Origin of the sequence: Curtobacterium sp. B18 (assembly GCF_000333375.1) — a bacterium.
Lineage (GTDB): Bacteria > Actinomycetota > Actinomycetes > Actinomycetales > Microbacteriaceae > Curtobacterium.
The window spans coordinates 1-20,943 of the sequence record NZ_BACZ01000164.1; the positions used below are offsets into that span (position 1 = coordinate 1).

Below are 20,943 nucleotides of genomic sequence, written 5' to 3' on the forward strand. Positions count from 1 at the left end.
CGGCTGTCCGGCCTCGACCGCGACGTCGACACCGTGACCGCGGCCGTCGTGGCGCTCGCCGGGGCGGTGTCCGAGCACCTCGTCGAGCCCGAGCGACTGCGGCGCTTCGCGACCGAGTTCGCCGGGCTGCTCGAGCTGCCGGGGAACGGCCGCGGCGGAGCGTACAAGGCGATCACCGACGCCGTCGCCGCGATCGGTGCGCTCGAACCCCTCGTCGACCTGGTCGAGGAGTTCCGCCGGCAGAAGGTCGACCGGGGCTTCGTGGAGTTCTCCGACCAGATCGCCCTCGCGCTCGCCGCGGCCGAGTCGGCGCCCCGGGTCGTCACCGACCTGCGGCAGCGGTACGGCGTGGTGCTGCTCGACGAGTACCAGGACACCTCGGTGGTGCAGACCCGGTTCCTCGCCCGGCTGTTCCGCGGGCACCCCGTGATGGCGGTGGGCGACCCGCACCAGTCGATCTACGGGTTCCGTGGTGCGAGTGCGGCGAACCTCGCCCGGTTCCCGCGGGACTTCGGTGCTGCGGCCGAGCCGGGTGGCGACGCCGTCCGGCCCGTCACCTTCGCGCTCTCGACGAGCTGGCGGAACCCGGTCGACGTCCTCGCCGGTGCGAACGCCGTCGTGGCGCCGCTGTCCGAGGCGTCCGAGGTCGACGTCGAGCGCCTCGTGCCCCGACCCGGTGCGGACGCCGGGACGGTCCGCGCCGTCTTCCCCGAGACCCTGCCGGACGAGGCCGCCGCGGTCGCCGGGTGGTTCGCCGAGCGCCGTGCCGCCGACCCGACGGGCTCGATGGCGCTGCTGCTGCGGTCCCGGAAGGACCTCGCCGCGTTCACCGCCGCCCTCGGCGACCGTCGGGTGCCGTTCCACGTGCTCGGCACCGGCGGGCTCCTGCAGCGCCCGGAGATCGTCGACCTCGTCGCGTGCCTCCGCGTGCTGCACGACCCCGCCGCGGGCAACGACCTCATCCGGCTCCTCGCCGGGGCACGGTGGCGGATCGGCGCCGCGGACATCGTCGCCCTGCACGCCCTCGCTCGCTGGTTGTTCGGCCGCGACCACACCCAGCAGCGACTCGACGACGACGTCACGGCGGCGTTCCGCGCATCCGTCGCCGCGGGGGAGCACGGGTCGATCGTCGACGCCCTCGACTTCGTCGCGACGGCCCCCGACGAGCACGGTGCACTGTCCGACATCAGCGAGACCGGTCGTCGCCGCATGCGCGCGCTCGGCCGGCAGCTGCAGGCGCTGCGGTCCCGGGCGAGCGGCGACCTCGTCGACTTCGTCACGCTCGTCGTGCAGGAGATGCGGCTCGACATCGAGGTCGCCGCGCACGAGCAGGGCAGCGGCGCATTCCTCGACGCCTTCATCGACGAGCTCGCCGGCTTCGTGACGACGGACGACCGGGCCGACCTCGGTGCGTTCCTCGGGTGGATCGACGCCGCTGCCCGGCGCGACGACATGGGCCCGCGCTCCGAGGAGCCCGAGGCCGGCACCGTGCAGATCCTGACGATCCACGGGTCGAAGGGCCTCGAGTGGGACGCCGTCGCGGTCCCGCGGCTGGTCGAGGGCGCGCTCCCCGCCCGCCCACAGGAGGGCTCGTCCGGGTGGATCGGCTTCGGCCGGCTGCCGTACGAGTTCCGCGGCGACGCCGACGAACTGCCGCGGCTCGACTGGCGGGGGCACGACACGCAGAAGGACGTCACGCTCGCGATCGACGCCTACAAGGAGCAGGTGAAGGCCCGCAACGAGGACGAGGAACGGCGTCTCACCTACGTCGCGCTCACCCGGGCGAAGCACGACCTGCTCGTCTCCGGGTCGTTCTGGGCGGGCGGGGTCCGTCCCACCGAGCCGAGCCGGTACCTGCGCGACCTCGTCGACGCCGGTGTGGTGGACGCCGCCGCCGTCCCCGAGACGACCGAGCACGAGGAGAACCCGCTCGGCGACGCCGGTGCCACGCAGTCCTGGCCGCACGTGCCGTTCGGGCACCGAGCCGCCCGGGTCGTCGCTGCCGCCGAGCGCGTGCGGAACGCGAACCCCGGGGCTGCCGGACGCTTCAGCGCCGACATCGACCTGCTGCTCGCCGAGCGCGCCGCGAACCGGACGGCCCGGCACCGGGTGGTCGTCCCGCACCGCGTCCCGGCGTCCGGCTTCAAGGACTACCTCGCCGAACCCGACGCCGTCGCCGAGCGGCTGCGCCGGCCCATGCCGGAACGGCCGTACCGGGCGACGCGACTCGGCACCCTGTTCCACCAGTGGGTCGAGCAGCGCGCTCGCAGAGGCGGGTCGCTCGAGACGCTCGACGCCTGGCCGGACGAGCTCGACCTCGACGGGGACGACGTGGTCGACGCCTCGCCTGACGCCGTGGTCACCGACGACGACGCCCGGCGGCTCGCCGACTTCCAGGCGACCTTCGCCCGGTCCCGCTGGGCGGCACTGACCCCGGTCGAGGTCGAGCGTGAGATCCACATCCCGTTCCTCGGCCACAGCGTCGTCTGCAAGCTCGACGCGGTGTACGAGATCGACGGGCGGGCCGAGGTCGTCGACTGGAAGACCGGCAAGGCACCGACGGGCGAGGACGACCTGGCGAAGCGGCAGCTGCAACTCGCGCTGTACCGGGTCGCCTACGCCGAGTTCACCGGGCGTCCGATCGACGAGGTCGACGCCGTGTTCTACTTCGTGGCCGACGACCTCGAGGTCCGGCCGCGGGAACTGCTCGACCGTGCCGGGCTCGAGCGCGCCTGGCGCGACGCGGTCGGCTGACGCCCGCCGCCGGCCGGCCGCGCCGACGCCGGCCTGCACGTCGAACCACGAATCCGACGTCGAACTACGCGCGGACGCTGGTTCGATGTCGGAACCGTGGTTCGATCCGGACTCGCGCCGCGTCGGACCGCCGGCGACGGGGCGGAGACGAGCCGCGCCTCCAGGGCCGACGCGCGTCGGCGGAGCAGGCCGGTGTCAGCCGTGTCGGCGCTCGGTCGACGAGAGCAGCTGCTCGACCTCGCCGATCTCCATCGTCTCGGGTGAGACCGACTGCAGCGGTGCCGCACTCGGCGTCTGGACGGCGTCGACCAGGCGGTGCATCATCGCGACGGCGTCGTCGACGACCTCGGTGCTCTTCACCTGCACGCCGTGCAGCAGCCACTGGGCCGTCTCGAGCTCGTGGTGGACCCGGGCGCGCTGGGCGAGCTGCCGGTCGCGGCCGCCGCCGTTCGCCTCGTAGGCGCTGAGGACGGTGTCGAAGGCCTGCGCCCGTCCCGCGAGCACCCACGCGAGGTCCTTCGCCGGGTCGCCGAGTCGCAGCTCGCCCCAGTCGATGACCCCGGAGACGTCGTCGCCCTCGACGAGGATCGTCTCGGTCCCGAGCGAACCGTGCACGACGGTCGGGGTGAACTGCCACAGCTGCTGGTCGCGCGCGGCACCCTCCCAGCGTTCCTTGAGCGCTGCCGGCACGAGCTTCGTGGCGACCGCCCGATCCATCACGGAGACCGCCGAGCGCAGCCCCTCGAAGGGGGTGAGCGACGGCAGGCCGGCGTCGGTGACGAAGCTCGTCGGGAGCTGGTGGACGGCGGCGACCGCGCGGCCGACGCTGGTGGCGAGCTCCGGCCGGTCGACGAGGTCCTGCAGCGTCGGGTGCGTACCGGGCAGGTACGAGGTGACGATGGCGCGGGTCGACCCGATGGGTGCCTGGCCGCGGTACTCGGCGACACCGAACGGGAGGCGCGTGCGGATCCCGGCGCTCAGCGCCCGGATCGCGACGAGATCGGCGGACTGCCGTGCCTCGGCCCGCTGGTTGCGCGGACGACGGATCGCCGACCAGGCGCCGTCGACGTCGCGGAGGACGGCTGATTCGTAGTCCCCGGACGCCGCCGAGCCGAGCGTGCGCGTGCCCGTGACGACGAGGCCGGAGACGGCCGTGGTCGCCAACGCGGCTAGAGTGAACTGGGATCCCGCCATGCCCCTCAGGGTAGGTCCGCAGCCGGTGGTCGAGCGTGCGCCACGCTGGCCTGCGACAGCCCGGGCTCCCGCACACCGACCCGACCCGACCCGAGGAGCCCCCTGCCGTGACCGTCGAGTTCGCCGCCCGGCTGCCGCTCTCCCGCAACGACCTCGACCGCGACGCGGAGTTCCGCGCGACGGACGACCTCGACCGCGTGCTCCGGCACGACCCGTCGACCCGCTACCTGCCCGTCCGCGGCTCGGAGCTGCTGCGGAACGGCGACGACACGCTGCGCTTCGTGTCCGCCGACGCCGTGCCGCACGACGCCGTGACGCTGTACCTCGGCCGCGCCGTGTCCGACGCACCCGATGCGCCGGCCGGCACCCGGTTCGTCGCCGCGTTCCTCGACGCCGGCGCCGCGGCCGCGATCGAACCCGACGACGACGCGTGGGCGAGCCTCCGGATGTTCGGGACCGAGCTCTCGCCGCGCGACCAGGGCCTCGCGGTCGAGGCCGTGGCGATGGCGAACTGGCACGCGGTGCACGGCTTCTCACCCCGCACCGGGTCCGCGACCGACGTCGTCACCGGCGGCTGGGTCCGCCGGGACCCCGAGGGGCACGAGCACTTCCCGCGCACCGACGCGGCGATCATCGTCGGGGTCACCGACGCCGACGACCGGATCCTGCTCGGCTCGAACGCCGCGTGGGACGCCGACCGGTACTCGCTCCTCGCGGGCTTCGTCGAGCCGGGGGAGTCCCTCGAGGACGCCGTCCGGCGCGAGGTCTGGGAAGAGTCGGGCGTCCGCGTCGAGGAGCCCGAGTACCTGGGGTCCCAGCCGTGGCCGTTCCCGGCCTCGCTCATGCTCGGGTTCCGTGCCCGCGCGGTGGACGGCGACCCGACGACCGCTCGACCGGACGGCGTCGAGATCCTGGACGTCCGGTGGTTCTCGCGCGACGAGATCCGCGAGCGCGCCGGCGACACCCTGCTCCTGCCGGGGAAGACGTCGATCGCCCGCGCCATCATCGAAGAGTGGTACGGCGGGCCGCTGGACCTGCCGTGAGCGGGACCGCCGCCGGGGCCTCCGCCGAGCCGCTCCGTCCGCCGTCGCCCGACGAGCTCCTCGCCGCCCTCGACGCCGAACAGCGCACCGTCGCCCGCACCCTGCTCGGGCCGGTCGCCGTGCTGGCCGGTGCCGGCACCGGCAAGACCCGGGCGATCACACACCGGATCGCCTACGGCGTCGCGACCGGCACCTACGCGCCGAACCACGTCCTCGCGCTGACGTTCACGACCCGGGCGGCCGGCGAGCTGCGATCGCGGCTGCGGTCCCTCGGTGCGGGGACCGTGCAGGCCCGCACGTTCCACGCGGCCGCGATGGCACAGCTCAGCTACTTCTGGCCGGACACGGTCGGCGGCCACGCGCCGAAGATCGTCGAGTCCAAGGGCCGCATGATCGCGCACGCGGCCGACTCGGTGGGGCTGCAGGTGGACACCCCGACGCTCCGCGACCTGGCCGGCGAGGTCGAGTGGCGCAAGGTCCAGATGCTCTCCTACGACGAGTACGAGGCCGCCGCCGCCGACCGGGTGATGCCCCGGGACACCGCGCCGCGTCGCGTCCTCGACCTCATGCGCGCCTACGAGCAGCTGAAGGACGACCGTCGACAGCTCGACTTCGAGGACGTCCTGCTCGCCACGCTCGGCATGGTGGAGTCCGAACCCCGGGTGGCGTCCTACGTCCGGCAGCAGTACCGGTTCTTCGTGGTCGACGAGTACCAGGACGTCTCGCCCGTGCAGCACGACCTGCTCCGGGCCTGGCTCGGCGGCCGGGACGACGTCTGCGTGGTCGGCGACGCCAGCCAGACCATCTACTCGTTCGCGGGGGCGTCGAGCCGGTACCTGCTCGGCTTCGGTTCCGAGTTCCCCCGCGGGTCCGTGCTGCGGCTCGAGCGGAACTACCGGTCCACGCGCGAGGTCGTGCACGCCGCGAACGCGCTCATGCGCGGGCAGCCAGGGGCCCTCGACCTCGTCGCGCAGCACACCGAGCCGGGCCCGCGGCCCGAGGTCCTGGCGTGCGTGCACGACGGCGACGAAGCCCAGACGGTCGCGCGCACGATCGCCGCGCTCGTCGCCGACCCGGCCTCGCCCGCGTCCTACGGGGACGTCGCGGTGCTCTACCGTCTGGGTGCCCAGGCCGCCGCGATCGAGTCGGCGCTCGGGCGCGCGGGCATCCCGTACCGGGTGCAGGGCGGCACCCGGTTCTTCGACCGACCCGAGGTCAAGCTGGCGGTGCACCACATGCGGGGCGAGGCCGTCCGACAGACCGACGACGAGCTCACCCGGCGGGTCGGCCTCGTGCTCCAGGTGAGCGGGTGGACGCCGACGCCCCCGGAGGGCACGGGTGCGGTGCGCGAGCAGTGGGAGGCACTGCAGGCGATCATGGGCCTCGCCGAGGACGCGCCCGCCGGCACGACGATGCAGCAGTTCACGCAGGACCTGGTCGACCGTGCGGCGACGCACCACGAGCCGGAGCTCGACGCGGTGACCCTCGCCACGCTGCACTCGTCGAAGGGCCTCGAGTGGCCGCACGTCGTGGTGATCGGCGTGGCCGAGGGGCTGCTCCCCATCTCGTACGCCACCACCGACGACGAGGTCGACGAGGAACGCCGGCTCTTCTACGTCGGGCTCACCCGTGCCCGCCGTTCGGTGACCCTCACGTGGTCGCGACAGGGGTCCACGCGTGGGGGAGCCCGGGTGGCGAGTCGCTTCCTGGCAGCGCTCGGCACGAACACCGCGGATGGAACGTCACCGGCTGCCGACTGACCGACAGGTCGTCGCGGTCGAAGACGAGCTGGTCCGGACCGGGGTGCTGGGTCCGGGACGGGAGCCGTTCGAGGAGCATCCGGGTCGTCGCCGCCGCGACCGCTGCGATCCGGTAGGGCGAGAGCGGTGCCGCGGGGCGGCCCCACACCTGCGCCGCGATGGCCGGCCAGCACTGGTCGTCGTCGACGCGCGCGTACTCGACGCACTGGAGGCACGGCCCGGCACCCGGGACGACGAACGGCCCGAGGCGCACGCGTCCGTCCCCGACGACGACCGGCAGGTGGGCGGTGCCCCGCCGGGTCCAGGCCGCGCGGACCGCCGGGTCGACGACGTGGTCGGCCACCACCACGGCGAGCTGGGGATCCGGGTCGGGGACGGTCACCGGTCCACCACGCGGCGCAGTGGTGCGCACGATCGTGACGCCTTCGCCCGAGAGCAGTTCGGCGACCGCGTCGGGCAGCGCGCCGGTGCCGTGCACCTCGACGCGCGCGAGCGGCTCGGGGAGGACGTCCACGACCGCCGGTGAGGCGTCCCCGAGGACGCGTGCGGCGAGACCGGGTGGGCAGCCGCTCGCCGCGGCGACCCCGGAGAGCGCGTCCCGACCGGTCTCGCGTCGGAGTGCGCACAGGAAGCGTTCCTCGGCCGTGCTCGGGACCGGCACGACGGCGCGCGGCGGGTCGACCCCGAGCTGGACGGTGGTCGGGTCGCGCCAGACGAACTCGAGGGACGGATCGATGCGGATGCCCATGCCCCCACGCTGGCGGACGGGGCCCGGGCGTGGGGGAGGGGCGGCGGATCTGTGGAGAACTACTTCGGAGCGTCGCCGCGGTCGTCGGCGGGGCCGTCCTCGACGTTGCCGTCCTCGTCCTCGCGCGGACGGTCGCCGGTGGTGTCGTTGAGGAGGTCCTCGAGCGCTTTGTCGAACTCGTCGTCCTCGGCGGACCGGCCGGGGTTCCGGAGCCGGGCGACGAAGGCGTCGGGCGCGTCGATGTCCTCGGAGGTGGGGACGGCGTCGAAGTGCGACCAGAGGGCGTCGCGCTGCTCGGTGCCGAGCTCGTCGGTGACGCGCTGCCACATCGCGGCGGCTTCGCGGAGGCGACGGGGCCGGAGTTCGAGCCCGACGAGCGTGGCGAACGCGGACTCGGCCGGCCCGCCTGCCGCACGACGGCGGCGGACCATCTCGGCGATCGCGCCGGACTTCGGCAGGCGTTCGGTGGCGGCGGCGGTGACGGTGTCGACCCAGCCCTCGACGAGCGCGAGCATCGTCTCGAGGCGGGCGAGGGCGGCCTCCTGCTCGTCGGTGCGCGGCGGGATGAGGGCACCGGACGCGAGGGCGTCGCGGAGCTGCTCCTGGTTCGTCGGGTCGATCTCGGAGGCGAGCTCCTCGACGCGGTCGAACGGGATGTGGATGCCCCGGGCGTAGTCGGTGATCGACGAGATGATGTGCAGCCGGAGCCACCGGGCCGAGCGGAAGAGCCGGGCGTGTGCCAGCTCGCGGACGGCCAGGTAGATCCGGACCTCGTCCTCGGGGACGTCGAGTCCCTCGGCGAACTCGGCCACGTTCTGCGGCAGGAGTGCGGCGACCTGCTCGTCGAGGAGCGGCACGCCGACGTCGCCGCCGGACACGACCTCCTTCGAGAGCTGCCCGACGACCTGGCCGAGCTGGATCGCGAAGAGTGCGCCGCCGACGCCGCGCATCGCCTTCGAGACGTCGCCGAGCATCGCCTTGAGCTGCTCCGGCGCGCGCTGCTCGATCGCCTCGGTGAGCGCGTTCGAGATGCTCAGCGCCACGGGCTCGGCGATCTGCGCCCACACCGGGGTGGTCGCCTTCGCCCACTGCTCGCGCGTGTAGAGGCTCGGCGTCGCGGTGAGCTCGGCGACCGAGGTGGCCTCGTCCAGCCAGAGCGCGGCGACCTGGAACGCCTGGTCGGCCGCCTGCGAGGTCGCGGGGTCGACCGGGTGGCCGCCCTCACGGGCGATCGCGGTGGCCCGCTCGGAGGCGACCGAGAAGTCGATGCCGTCGCCGCCGGACTGCGCGGCACGCTGCAGCTGGCTCATCAGGTTCGCGACGAAGGCCGGGTCGTTCGGCAGCCCCGCGGCTCCGGCGAGCTGCGACGGGTCGATCTGGCCCTCGCCGGACAGGAGCTTCCGGAGCATCTCCTGGAAGTCGTCGTCCGGCCCCGGCTGCGGTTCATCAGGCATGACGACTACGCTAATCGCTGCTCACGGGGCCGCGCCTGGGACGCCCCCGTGGGAACGCCCGAACCGCTGCGCCGAGGGCGAACAGCCCACCGTGGAAGGACGCTGCGTGACCCTCTTCGCCCCCGAACCCCGCCGACGTCCGCGCTCCCGGACCGTCGGCTGGGCGTTCGTGATCGGTGCCGTCGTCCTCGGGCTGCTCGCCAGCCTGCTGCCGAGCCCGTACCTCATCGAGGTCCCCGGCCCGGTCTACAACACCATCGGCACGCAGGAGCAGGGGACGGGCAAGGACGCCAAGCAGGTCAAGCTCATCCAGATCGACGGGCACCCGACCTACCCGACCGGCGGCGCGCTCGACATGCTCACCGTCGGGATCCAGGGCGACGCGACGAACCGACCGTCGTGGACGAGCGTCATCCGTGCCCTCTTCACGAAGTCCGAGGCGGTGATCCCCGCGTCCGCGATCTACCCGGAGGGCGTCAGCACCGACCAGGTGAACCAGCAGGACACGGCCGACATGCAGCAGTCGCAGCAGTCCGCCGTCGCCGCGGCGCTCATCCACCAGGGGTACCGCCTGCCGACCGAGCTCGAGGTCGGCACCGTCCAGAAGGGCTCGGCGGCCGACGGCGTCATCGACGAGGGGGACGTCATCCGGTCGTTCGACGGGACCTCGCTCACCGAGAACGCCGACGCGACCTCGCTCCGTGAGCTGGTCGCGAAGCACGGCACGTCGGGCCCGGCGGCGGTGGTCGTCGAACGCGACGGCACCGAGAAGACGGTCGAGCTGACGCCGCGGACCGAGCAGGGCACGGCCCTGATCGGTGTGGGCGTGACCGAGCAGTACGACTTCCCGTTCCGCGTCTCCATCGAGCTCCAGGACGTCGGCGGCCCGTCGGCCGGGATGATGTTCGCACTCGGGATCATCGACGAGATCACGCCGGGCAAGCTCAACGGCGGGAAGCACGTCGCCGGGACCGGCACGATCACCGCCGACGGCGAGGTCGGTGCGATCGGCGGCATCCGCCAGAAGATGTACGGCGCGAAGGACGCCGGCGCGACCGTCTTCCTCGCACCGGCCGACAACTGCGACGAGGTGGTCGGTCACGTCCCGGACGGGCTCGACGTCTACCGGGTTGCGACCCTCGACCAGGCGGTCACCGATCTGCAGACGATCGCCTCCGGGAAGAGCACCGCGAAGCTCGCGCGCTGCACGTCCTAGACCCGGCCATGCGCTCCGGGCGACGTCCGCGGACGACGCGATCCGTGCCTCCCGAGCGGTCAGCCTGGAGGCGCGACACTCGTTCCTGAGTCGCCGTACAGTTTCAGGGGTGCTCGCGCCACATAGGATCGATGCACTGACGGCCCGCCGCGCCGGGCCCGCCGGTTCGACACGTCTGGAGCACATCAAGTGACGACAACCTCGTCCACCTCGGGGCGGCGTTCGCCGCGGGTCCCGATCGTGGTCACGATCATCGTGCTGGCCGCACTGGTGATCGCCTTCTTCATCTTCGCGAGCCTGTACACCGACTACGCGTGGTTCGCGCAGCTCGGCTTCCAGCAGGTCCTGACCACCAGGTGGATCGCCGGGACGCTGATGTTCCTCGCCGGCTTCCTCGGGATGGCGGTCCCGGTGTACGCGAGCATCGCGCTCGCGTTCCGGTTCCGGCCGGTCTACGCGAAGCTCAACTCGCAGCTCGACCGCTACCAGCAGGTCATCGAGCCGCTGCGTCGTGCCGTCATGATCGGCATCCCGGTCGTGCTCGGCATCTTCGCCGGACTCTCGACCGCGGGGCGCTGGAGCATGGTGCTCGAGTACTTCAACCGGACGCCGTTCGGCAAGACCGACCCGCAGTTCGGGCTCGACATCGGCTTCTACGTGTTCGAACTGCCGTTCTGGCGCGCGATCGTGGCGTACTCGTCGGCCGTCGTGCTCATCGCCGGCCTGGCCGCCCTGGCCGCCTGCTACCTGTACGGCGCGATGCGCTTCGGCGGGCGAGAGGTCCGCATCTCGAAGGCCGCGCGCATCCAGCTCGCGGTCACGGCGGCCGTCTACGTCGCGCTGCAGGCCGTCAGCCTGTGGCTCGACCAGTACGCCGCCCTGACGAAGTCGAACTCGCTCATCACCGGTGCCCAGTACACCGAGGTGAACGCGGTCATCCCGGGTCGCGAGATCATGGCCGGCATCGCTGCGATCGTGGCGATCCTGTTCATCGTGACGGCCGTCATCGGTCGCTGGCGCATCTCGATCGTCGGGACGGGCCTGCTGCTCGTCGCCGCGATCGTGATCGGTGGCATCTACCCGTGGATCGTCCAGCGCCTGCAGGTGAAGCCCTCTGAGCGCACCTTCGAGTCGGCGTACATCGAGCGGAACATCAAGGCGACCCGTGATGCCTACGGTGTCGCCGGTGTCCAGGAGCGGAACTACGACGCGACGACCGAGGCGAGCTCCGGTGCCCTCGCGCAGGACGCCCAGACGACGGCGAACATCCGCCTGATCGACCCGAAGATCGTCTCCGACACCTTCAGCCAGCTCCAGCAGTACCGGCAGTACTACCAGTTCCCGAAAGAGCTCGACGTCGACCGCTACGACGTCAAGGGCGAGACCGAGGACACCGTCATCGCGGTGCGCGACATCGACCTCGACGGACTGAGCGCGCAGGCGAACACGCCCTACAACCGGGCGTTCGTCTACACGCACGGCTACGGCGTGACGGCGGCGTACGGCAACCAGCGCGCGAGCGACGGCAAGCCGGTGTTCCTCGAGTCGGGGATCCCGTCCAACGGCGCCCTCGGCGACTTCCAGCAGCGCGTGTACTTCGGTGAGACGTCGCCCGCCTACTCGATCGTCGGTGCACCGAAGGGCTCGAAGAACGTCGAGCTCGACTACCCGTCCGGCTCGGACGAGAACGACGACAGCGGCGGCAACGCCACGACGACGTACGCCGGCAACGGCGGCCCGAGCCTCGGGAACTTCTTCAACCGGCTCGTCTACGCGGCGAAGTTCCAGTCGGAGCAGATCCTGCTGTCGAACGCGGTGAACCAGGACTCGCAGATCCTCTACGACCGCGACCCGATCACCCGTGTGCAGAAGGTCGCGCCGTACCTGACGCTCGACAGCGACGCGTACCCGGCGATCGTCGACCACCGCATCCAGTGGGTCGTCGACGGCTACACGACGAGCGACGCGTACCCGTACTCGCAGAGCCAGAGCCTGTCGGACACCATCGCCGGCGCCGAGAGCTCGTCGTACCGGACCGACCAGGTCAACTACATCCGCAACTCGGTCAAGGCCACGGTCGACGCGTACACCGGCAAGGTGACGCTCTACGCGTGGGACACCCAGGACCCGGTGCTCAAGACGTGGCAGAAGATCTTCCCGACGTCGATGCAGCCCGTGTCCAAGATGAGCGCGGAACTGCTCGACCACGTCCGGTACCCGACCGACCTGTTCAAGGTGCAGCGGTCGATCCTCGGCACCTACCACGTCACCAACGCGAACTCGTTCTACTCCGGTGACGACGCCTGGAACGTGCCGCAGGAGCCGACGTCCGGTACGAACGAGACGGACACGTCGGACGCGTCGACCACGACCAACACGGGCACGAACGCGCTCGGGGCGACCACCACGACGACGACCAGGGGCAACCTGCAGGACCCGTACTACCTCACGATGAAGGTGCCGGGGCAGGGGACCGCCTACTCCCTGTACACGACGTACATCCCGCAGCAGTCCGCCGGGACGAACAACCGCAACGTGCTCACCGGGTACCTGGCGGTGGACTCCGACGCGGGTGGCGCGGGCGAGGGGAAGAAGGCGTCCGGCTACGGCAAGCTCACGCTGTTGACGATGCCGAAGACCGACAACATCCCGGGCCCCGGACAGGTGCAGAGCCTCTTCAACGGTGACTCGACCGTGTCGCAGGAGCTCAACATCCTGAAGCGCGGGAACTCGACCGTGAAGCAGGGCAACCTGCTCACGCTCCCGGTCGGTGGCGGCTTCCTCTACGTGCAGCCCGTGTACGTGCAGTCGACGTCGAGCGGCTCGTACCCGCTGCTGCAGAAGGTGCTCGTGGCCTTCGGCGACAAGATCGCGTTCGAGGACACCCTCGACGAGGCGCTCAACAGCCTGTTCGGCGGCGACTCGGGTGCGTCGGCCGGTGACCAGGGTGCGTCGTCCGGCTCCGGCTCGTCGTCGGGCTCCGGCTCGTCCGACTCCGGCTCGGGCTCGTCGGACTCCGGCTCTGGTTCGTCGAGCGGCTCGGGATCGTCGACCGGCTCCGGCACGGTCGACAACGAGGCGCTGCAGAAGGCCCTGAACGACGCCAAGCAGGCGCTGCAGGACCGTCAGGACGCCTACGCCGAGAACGACCTGGTCGCTGCGGCCGAGGCGGACCAGCGCCTGCAGGAGGCCATCCAGGCCGCGACCGAGGCCGAGGGCGGGAACTGAGACACACCGTGGCGGGGCGCTCGATTTGTGCCCCGCCACGGCCCCGTGTAGGCTGTAAAACGTGCCGCGGGGTGGAGCAGTTCGGTAGCTCGCTGGGCTCATAACCCAGAGGTCGTAGGTTCAAATCCTGCCCCCGCAACCAAGAAATAATCGTTAGAACCTCGGTCCTTCAAAGGGCCGAGGTTCTTTCTTTCCCAGAGGAAGCGACCCCGAGGGCGCTCCAAGGTCAGGTACTGGCCCAAAATGCCGTCCGCGGCGGTCTGGGCGAACTTCTCGGTCGCACCGGTCGCCACCTCTGTCGGAAGATCGCGCGACCCCTGTCGGTTTCGAAGGTCGTTGGTTCTAACGAGCGGCGATTGCACCCGTTTCCGGTCGCGTGCCAGATCCAGTTCCAACGAGTCGGACAGGAGCCGGCGGAACGGTTCGGTCACGTCGCTGCCGGTCACCTCGTCGTCGTCGACGTAGAGCCGGTCGAAGACGCTCTGGTTGAGATCGCGCCGATTCGTGTCCGGCGCGTTCGCGTAGTAGCGGCTCGCGTCGACGAGCAGCGCGCACAGGTAATCGAGCTTCTCGAGGATCAGATCCTGATCGGCGGAGTGCTTCGAGATCGTCGCTTCGGCAGCTGCTCGCGACTCGGCGATGCGCATCTGCTCCCGTTTCAGGCGGTCCATCGGGACGGCGTCCGCGTAATAGGCCTGCATGAGCCGGTCGAGCTGCGTCTCCAATTCCCTCAGGGCCCGGCGGGCCCGGTCCTGTTCGCGCTGCTGGTTTGGCATCAGAGTGTCGACGTGCGAAAGCACGAGGCGGCGGATCTCTGCGATGCGGGCGTCCGTCAGCGTGACCGTGTCCCAGTGGCGCTCGACCAACGCTTCGAGTACGTGCGCCTGCGTCGCCTTGAACGTGCACCCGTTCTTGAGCCGCTGGCGGCCGAGGCAGTAGAAGTAGTCATAGAGGTTTCCGGCGCGGTTGCGGCTCTGCTCGAAGGTCAGCGGCTCGCCGCACTGGCCGCAATACAGCGTGCCCTTCAGGTAGTGCGAATGGACGCGCGGCTTCTCCCGGCTTTGGATGCGGGACGCGCGCACCTGCTTGGCGCGCGCGAACAGTTCTTCGCTGATCAGCGCGGGGTGCTTGCCGGGGTACTCGACGCCCTCGTACTTGACGATGCCGACGTAGTACCGGTTCTTCAAAATGGCGTGGACGTGCGAGATGGCGATCGGAGCGCTCGGGCGGCTCGGCCGGGGCAGCGTCGTGACGCCGTGCTTGTTGAGCTCGTCCCGGATCATCGAGACGGTCCAGTCCCCGCTCGCATAGCGCTCGAAAATCCAGGGCACCCACTCGGCGCGTTCCGGATCGAGCGCCACCGTGCGCATGTCGCGGCCCTCCGCCGTCCGGGCGTGGACGTTGAGATAACCGAACGGCACCGCGTTGACGGTGCCGCCGTTCTTGGCTTTCTGGAGCATGCCCTTGCGGGACTCGGTCGCGAGGTTGCGGCTATAGAACTCGGCGATCGAACTCATGATGCCGTGCAGCAGCATGCCGCTCGGCGTCTCGTCGATGTTCTCGGTGCAGCTGACGAGCTGGGCGCCTGCTTTGGTCAGTGCGAGGTTGATCTCGACGTCGTCCACGCGGTTGCGGGCCAGGCGGTCGACCTTGTGCACGATGACCGTGGCGACGCGGTGCTCTTCGACGTACTTGAGCATCCGCTTGAGTTCAGGACGGTTCGCCGACCGCGCGCTTTCACCCGCGTCGACGAACTCATCGACGAGCTGGAGGCCCAGCGCATCGGCCTTACGCATGCACGCTTCGCGCTGCGCTGGGATGGAGAAGCCTTCGGCCTCGCCGCCCCTGCCTGCCTGGTCCTTCGTGCTGACGCGCAGGTACATAACCGCAAGCGGCTTGCTCGCGAACGCGCCGGCGGGTTTCGAATTCATGCGGGGCACCTTGGTGATCGTGCGACGCGGCTTCGCGTCGGGCCGGTGAATGCGGAGCGGACTGGATGAGCGCAGCGTACGTGCGGCAGGCGGTCGTTGGCGGCGTTGAGCTTGACCTGACCGAGGCGCACGAGCATGGCGTCGACACTGACGCCGAAGTGCGCGGCGAGCATCTGAGGTTGCCGTAAGCCGCCGTCCCAAAGCGCTTCAAGTTCACGTTTGGGCACGAGCACGCAGCCCGCGAAATAGTCAGCGGCACGTTCAGCTTGGGCAGTGGATGTCGCGACGGGGCTGCCACGGTAAAGAGTCGCCGCGTGGCCGTGGTCCACGATGTGCTTGAACTGGTGCAACAGCGTGAAACGCTGGTGTGCGAGGCTGTTGTCGCTCTTGATCGCGATCAGCCAGTGATGGCCCGTCCAGAGGCTCATGCCGGATACGGCGATCGTCTCCGATACGACGCGGACGTGCGGCAATTCGCTAATAGCTGTCGCGTCGATGCGGTCCGGGCCGCCAACGATGTCGATCAGACAGGACGCTTGGAGCTCGCTGACGCGAAGGGCCTCGTCGAAGCTGACGTCCGCGCGGCGCGGCACGAGCGATCGGAGGCGTCTGAGAACAGATGGTGATGATGTCGTGGTCATGGGCGCCTCCTTTCGTCTTAGGGCGTGGTTAGTTTTCGTCTTCGCCGGACGCAGGGCCGTCTGCGTCGAAGCCGTACTTGTCCGCGAGGAGGCGGAAGGACTGCTCCAGTTCCGCTCTGGCTTCGGCCGGCATGTCCGCGAACTTGCTGCGTAGGTACGGCGTGAAGGTCGGCAGCTGGCTTGGACGCGTGTAGCCGGCGAGCGCGTAGACGTCGGCCACGTCGAGTCCGAGGACTTCGGCGATCGCGCTGAGCAGCGCCGGGTTCGGCGCTGCGATGTGGCCGGACTCTATGCGGACGATGTTCGACTGGTTGACGCCGACTTGGCTGCCCAGTTCGTACGTGGACATGCCTTTCTCCAATCGCGCGCTGCGAATGGCATCCGATAGCGACGGGGTGCTCTGTGACTGCATATCTTCGTTGTGCTCCTTGTTTTCATGACCGATCTATTTCGATTATAAACCTGACGATGCATAAATGCATCTCCTATTGTGCATTCCACAACAAAGGCGCGCCTTATGGGAAAGGGCGGGAGCCAGCGAGCATCTCTATTGCTCTGACTGGCCCCCGCCGGGAGCGAACTACGCCTTGCCTGCGCGCCGGGCGGGTGCCGGGCTCGCGCTCAGCAGCGCCTGGATCGCGCTGCGCTGCTCGGCGGCTTCGCGCTCGATCTCGTCGGTCAGGGCCTGGGCCTTGGCCGCGATGTCGGGCTGCGCCGCGAGCGTGCTCAGATACTCGTCGATTGCCGTGCGGATGGTGTCCGTGACGGACTGCCCGCTCAGCTTCGACAGGATCGTCAGGCGCGCATGCGTCTTCTCCTCCAGACGGATGGCGAGGGTCTTCATGGCGGTTCTTCTCCTTTCTGAGGGCGTTTCTGTCGGTCCTTCAAGACCGACCCACCTCCTCGGGGTGGCGCGGCGACCGGACGTCCTGTGTGGACGATCGCTGTCAGTCGCCGCGGGCTCCCGGGAAAGCCATCCCCGACTACGCCTCGCCGTCGAGACGGTCGACGGCGAGGTCGCGGAATGCGGGATTCAACTCGATGCCGATCCAGTCGCGCCCCGAATCCCTTGCTGCGAGCGCCGTTGTTCCGGCTCCCATGAAGGGATCGAGCACGATGCCCGGCTCGCGGGGCGCGAGGCAGGAACAGGTCGGTTCGGGCGGAAGCCGACGCGTGCGGTCCGGCGGCGACCGCCACGGGGCGCGGCATCGCTGGCAGCGCCACTCGGGGCAGCCGGCCTCGATCATCCGCCGCGCAAGCGCCGCCGGGAAGGTGGCGAAGTGCGCGCCCCGGTAGTTGCTGACGGCCATGCTCCAGACGTCGCCCGGGTTCTTGCCGAGCGGATGCCCGACCAGTCCCCGATCGCGGAGCTGCGCCAGTCCCTTGTCCCCGTCGCTGTTCGGGCCGAGCCAGGGCGCTTTCCTCGGACGCGCGCCGGCTTGCGGGATCCTCGGTTTCGGCGGCCTGGACACGTGCGGCACGCGGACGCGGTCGAGGTCGAAGTAGTAGCGCGGGTTGCGGGCCAGCAGGTAGACGACCTCGTACTTGGTCGCGAACCGGTCGCGGACGCTCGTCGGCACAGTGTTGGTCTTCGCCCAGACGATCTTGTTGCGGATCAGCCAGCCGTCGGCGAGCAGGGCGAGCGCCAGCCGTTCCGGCCCGAACAGGAGGCTCTTGCGCGGGCCGCCGTCGCGGGGCTTCGTGCTGTAGGTGTCGCCGAGGTTGAGCCACATGGTCCCCGTCGGAACGAGCACCCGGGCGCACTCGCGCAGGACGCCGCGGAGGCCGGCCACCCAGTCCTCGACGGAGGGCTCGAGGCCGAGCTGGCCCGGAGCGCCGTAGTCGCGCAGCCGGAAGTACGGCGGGCTGGTGACGATCTGGTCGACCGAACCGTCCGGCAGCGTCCCGAGCGTTTGAAGCGCGTCGCCGGTCAGGATCTCGTTCCGAGGGAGCGGCTTCACGATGCGGCCTCCTCGATCGCGACCCGGAGCCGGTCGAACGTCGTCACGCGGTAGAGGGCGGGCGTCAGGCGCGGCGCCCTGCGGATGGCCGACGTGAGACGTTCGGCCCGGTGATCCTCGGTGAGGATCCACCAGACGACCGGGAAGCTGCCGTGCTCCGCCTGCTCCGTGCCGGTGTTCCGGTACGCCTCGTACTGGGCGCACTGGCGCAGCAGAGTCGGCAGGCTCTCGGTGCCGAGATCGACCTCGAGGAACCAGCGCTCTTCGTATTCGTCGGTGGTGAGTTCGGCGGCGAGGTCCGGCTGCAGGGTGCGCCGTTCGCCGCCCGGACCGAGGTACGGGCGCCACGACTCGGGCTCGACCTGCACGGCGACGGACCTGGCCGGACCGGCGAGGGAGCGGACCGAGAGGTTGACGTCGGCCACCGCCAGGCAGTGGCGGAGGAACCGCGGCGATGGGTCGTGACGGCGGAAACCGACTCCGTCCGCCCGAAGCAGCCGGGCGCTGGCGCTGGTCAGCTGCCAGACCGTGGCGCTGCTTCCGGCCCGCACGCCCCCGACCCTGCGGCCGAGGCTAGCGAGGAGCTGCAGCCGTTCGAGCCGGGCGAGCACGCGGCGGGACGTGCGCGCCGCCGACTCCTCGCTGGCGTGACCGGTGAAGACGAACCTCTCAAGCTGGCGGGTCGTCAGGTAGCGGTGAGCAGCAACGATCTCGAGCACCTGGCGGTCGCGCTCCGGCAGGTGGTCGTCCACCCACGCGAGACGGCTCGCGCTGACCCGCTTCGGGTTCGGCTCCGCAGCCGGAGGATGCGGAGTATTCGTCCCGCTTGGCGAATCCGGTTCGCCTCTGACCTGCGAAAAAGACGGATCTGACGGTGAGCCGAGCGGAAGACCGACCGGCAGCCCGTCACCCGGGACGTAGGGCGCGTTCATGAGCTGCCTTTCGGTCGGCGCGGCGTGCGGCCGATGCGCTCGTCAGGACCCGCCTGCGGCGGGTCGGCGATGCCCCGGAGGTCGGCTTCGGTGTCGGCCGCGGGAACGCCGTAGTTGGCGCGGGACCGGGCGCGCAGGGCGTCCGGGTCGCCCGTGGCGGGACCGAGCGGGAGCGTCCGCATGCTGGCCCACGGGGCGGCCGTCCCGCCGACGAGCAGCGACGCGTACGCCTCGTGGGCAGGCAGGCTTTCGAGGTCGACCGGTTCCAGCTGGCCGCGGCTCATGCGGGCGAATTCGCCCGCATCCCTGTGCTGCAGGCCGAACATGACGCGCGAGCCGACGTTGCCGAGCAGGGCTTCGCGCAGGTTCGGGCCGAGCTGTCCGAGGTGCTGGTGGCTGAGCCCGAGCGAGACGCCGAGGCCGCGGGCCTGCACGATCGCCGACTGGAGGTCGTCGAGGCGCAGGTAGTCCTGGACCTCGTCGACGTAGACGCCGGCCTGGGCGCGCTTCGACGGATCAGTGTCGGTTCTCGCGGCGATGGCGTCCCACAGCAAGCCGACCACGACCGAGCCGAGCAGGACCGACGCTTCGGGGCCGAGCTGGCCCTTGGCGAGGTGACGAGCAGGATCCGCTTCTTCGTGAAGACGTCGCTCAGCTCGAAGCGCGGCGACCGCTGGCCGAGCGTGGCGCGCATGCCCGGGACGGAGCAGCACGGCGCGCAGCTTGTTGAGGACGGGCCCGATCGCCTGTTGGCGCTCCGGCTCGCTGAGGCCGTCGTACCAGCCCCAGAACGCCCCGAGACCCATTGGGTCCTCGCGGACGAGCCGGGCCGTGACGGAGCGCCGGAAGCCGGGGTTCGTCAGCAGCGTCGGGATCATGACGAGCGAGGCGTCGCCGCGGCGGGCCAGGCTGAGCAGCGCGCCGCGCAGGATGTCGGCGCTGCGGATGCCCCAATTGTCCGCGTAAATCGAATGGAAGACGCCCAGCAGCACGTCGGCCGTGCGGTCCGGATCGCCGCTCAGGCTGGCGATGCCGACGGGCGCCTCGTCGCGGGGGTCGAGAACCACGACGTCGTCTCGGCGGGCTGCCGGGATGCGGGCGAGGATGTCGGCGGTCAGGTCGCCCTTGGGGTCGATGACGACGAGTCCCGCTCCCCGCTCGGCCGTGGCGATGGCCATGCGGGCCAGCAGCGTCGACTTGCCGACGCCGGTCGGGCCGATCAGGTGGACGTGCCGGCCGGCGTCTTCGAGCTTCAGCGCGACGGGGCGCGGCTTGGACCCGAGGGATTCCCCGAGCACCATGCCGCGCTCCGGGATCTCGTGAGACGCGTAGAGGCGGCGCGGGTGCGGACTCGGGACGCCGGGAAGGGGCGGTTCGCCCACCGGCCACACGGTCATGGGGATCAGTTCGCTCGGCGTCAGTTGGCTCGGCCACAGCCACGGCAGGCTGACGGCATAGAAGCCGCCGCCGGACGTCTTGGTCGCGATCAGCCGGACGCCCGGCCCCTCGATCTGGCGCAGTCCGGCGATGGCGGAACTGACGAGCGAGCGGGCCCGGTCCGGGTCCTTGGCGCTCGCCCCGATCCGCACGTCGATCAGGAACCGCTGTTCCCGCCACTTGGCGAGCAGCTTGCGCTCCTTTTGCGGGAGGACGTCGGCCCGGTTGCTCGGACGGAGGCGCGCCCCGAGCGTGAGCTGCAGCGTGACGGACTCGTCGCGGTTTGCCCGGGACAATGCCGCGAGCAGGGTGCGCACGGTCAGGTCGGGTTCTGAGATGAGCAGGGCGCTGCGGTCGCTCCCTTTGAAGTGGAGCCGCGCGGCCCGGTCCGGGACCTCGCGCGTCGCGTCCGACTCTGGCAGCTCGGTGCCCGAAACGTGGGCGCGGATGAGATCGCGGAGGCGGGACTGGTCCCGGTAGTCGCAGCCGAGCCGCCACGTGACCGTGCGGTTGGCCCCGCACGCTTCGAGAGTGACGAACGGGCTGCCGCCCAGGCCGTGGATGGCGACGAGCACCGCCCGGACCTGGTCGGTCCGCATCGGGGTGGTCAGGTCGAGGTCGAGCCAGACGATCTCGCGGCTAGT

Annotated in this window: 15 protein-coding genes and 1 tRNA gene; 6 read left to right on the forward strand and 10 right to left on the reverse strand. The window is 70.8% G+C overall.

Annotated elements, in window-relative coordinates:
* Positions 1-2,754 (forward strand): ATP-dependent DNA helicase (locus tag I5E_RS04380; RefSeq protein ID WP_022905919.1); only part of this gene is annotated, 2,754 nt, incomplete at its 5' end.
* 195 nt (positions 2,755-2,949) lie between these two features.
* On the opposite strand, the gene I5E_RS04385 is transcribed toward I5E_RS04380, so the two are convergent.
* Positions 2,950-3,948, reverse strand: coding sequence for a phosphotransferase (locus I5E_RS04385; protein ID WP_022905920.1), 999 nt, complete (start codon positions 3,946-3,948; stop codon positions 2,950-2,952).
* Positions 3,949-4,055: 107 nt separating this feature from the next.
* Between I5E_RS04385 and nudC the strand changes: the two genes are divergently transcribed.
* Positions 4,056-4,991 carry an NAD(+) diphosphatase gene (gene nudC / locus I5E_RS04390; RefSeq protein ID WP_022905921.1) on the forward strand — a complete coding sequence of 312 codons (936 nt, stop codon included), beginning with the start codon at positions 4,056-4,058 and terminating at the stop codon, positions 4,989-4,991.
* Positions 4,988-6,751 carry an ATP-dependent helicase gene (locus I5E_RS04395; protein ID WP_022905922.1) on the forward strand — a complete coding sequence of 588 codons (1,764 nt, stop codon included), beginning with the start codon at positions 4,988-4,990 and terminating at the stop codon, positions 6,749-6,751. The genes nudC and I5E_RS04395 overlap by 4 nt, the downstream gene beginning before the upstream one ends.
* On the opposite strand, the gene I5E_RS24190 is transcribed toward I5E_RS04395, so the two are convergent.
* Complete coding sequence (locus I5E_RS24190) at positions 6,642-7,499, reverse strand: hypothetical protein (protein WP_148286852.1); 858 nt, start codon at positions 7,497-7,499, stop codon at positions 6,642-6,644. The genes I5E_RS04395 and I5E_RS24190 overlap by 110 nt on opposite strands.
* A 59-nt stretch (positions 7,500-7,558) precedes the next feature.
* Positions 7,559-8,953, reverse strand: a complete 1,395-nt coding sequence (locus I5E_RS04405) for a zinc-dependent metalloprotease (protein ID WP_031261531.1) — start codon at positions 8,951-8,953, stop codon at positions 7,559-7,561.
* A 106-nt stretch (positions 8,954-9,059) separates the two neighbouring features.
* Between I5E_RS04405 and I5E_RS04410 the strand changes: the two genes are divergently transcribed.
* The 3 genes from I5E_RS04410 (at position 9,060) to I5E_RS04420 (ending at position 13,539) form a co-directional block, all read left to right on the forward strand.
* On the forward strand, positions 9,060-10,169 hold the full coding sequence (locus I5E_RS04410) for a YlbL family protein (protein ID WP_022905925.1): 1,110 nt from the start codon (positions 9,060-9,062) through the stop codon (positions 10,167-10,169).
* Between the two features lie 240 nt (positions 10,170-10,409).
* Positions 10,410-13,397, forward strand: coding sequence for a UPF0182 family membrane protein (locus tag I5E_RS04415; RefSeq protein WP_022905926.1), 2,988 nt, complete (start codon positions 10,410-10,412; stop codon positions 13,395-13,397).
* A 65-nt stretch (positions 13,398-13,462) separates the two neighbouring features.
* Positions 13,463-13,539, forward strand: a tRNA-Met gene (locus tag I5E_RS04420).
* On the opposite strand, the gene I5E_RS26875 is transcribed toward I5E_RS04420, so the two are convergent.
* From I5E_RS26875 to I5E_RS21165, 7 genes are all read right to left on the reverse strand, one after another.
* A complete protein-coding gene (locus I5E_RS26875) occupies positions 13,496-15,328 on the reverse strand; it encodes a recombinase family protein (RefSeq protein ID WP_369007686.1) in 1,833 nt (610 codons plus the stop codon). The genes I5E_RS04420 and I5E_RS26875 overlap by 44 nt on opposite strands.
* Positions 15,325-15,969: an ImmA/IrrE family metallo-endopeptidase gene (locus I5E_RS23265; RefSeq protein WP_083857858.1), complete on the reverse strand. Its 645-nt coding sequence runs from the start codon at positions 15,967-15,969 to the stop codon at positions 15,325-15,327. Before I5E_RS23265 ends, I5E_RS26875 begins: the two co-directional genes overlap by 4 nt.
* 28 nt (positions 15,970-15,997) lie before the next feature.
* Entirely contained in the window at positions 15,998-16,381 is a 384-nt protein-coding gene (locus I5E_RS04440) for a helix-turn-helix domain-containing protein (RefSeq protein ID WP_022905928.1), read from the reverse strand.
* Between the two features lie 168 nt (positions 16,382-16,549).
* Positions 16,550-16,813 (reverse strand): hypothetical protein, encoded by a 264-nt coding sequence (locus tag I5E_RS04445; protein ID WP_022905929.1) that lies wholly within the window; start codon positions 16,811-16,813, stop codon positions 16,550-16,552.
* A gap of 139 nt (positions 16,814-16,952) precedes the next feature.
* On the reverse strand, positions 16,953-17,930 hold the full coding sequence (locus tag I5E_RS04450; protein ID WP_022905930.1) for a DNA-methyltransferase: 978 nt from the start codon (positions 17,928-17,930) through the stop codon (positions 16,953-16,955).
* Positions 17,927-18,682, reverse strand: a complete 756-nt coding sequence (locus tag I5E_RS04455) for a replication-relaxation family protein (protein WP_042723581.1) — start codon at positions 18,680-18,682, stop codon at positions 17,927-17,929. Before I5E_RS04455 ends, I5E_RS04450 begins: the two co-directional genes overlap by 4 nt.
* Before the next feature lie 176 nt (positions 18,683-18,858).
* Entirely contained in the window at positions 18,859-20,874 is a 2,016-nt protein-coding gene (locus I5E_RS21165; RefSeq protein ID WP_187290454.1) for a type IV secretory system conjugative DNA transfer family protein, read from the reverse strand.
* Positions 20,875-20,943 lie beyond the last annotated feature (69 nt).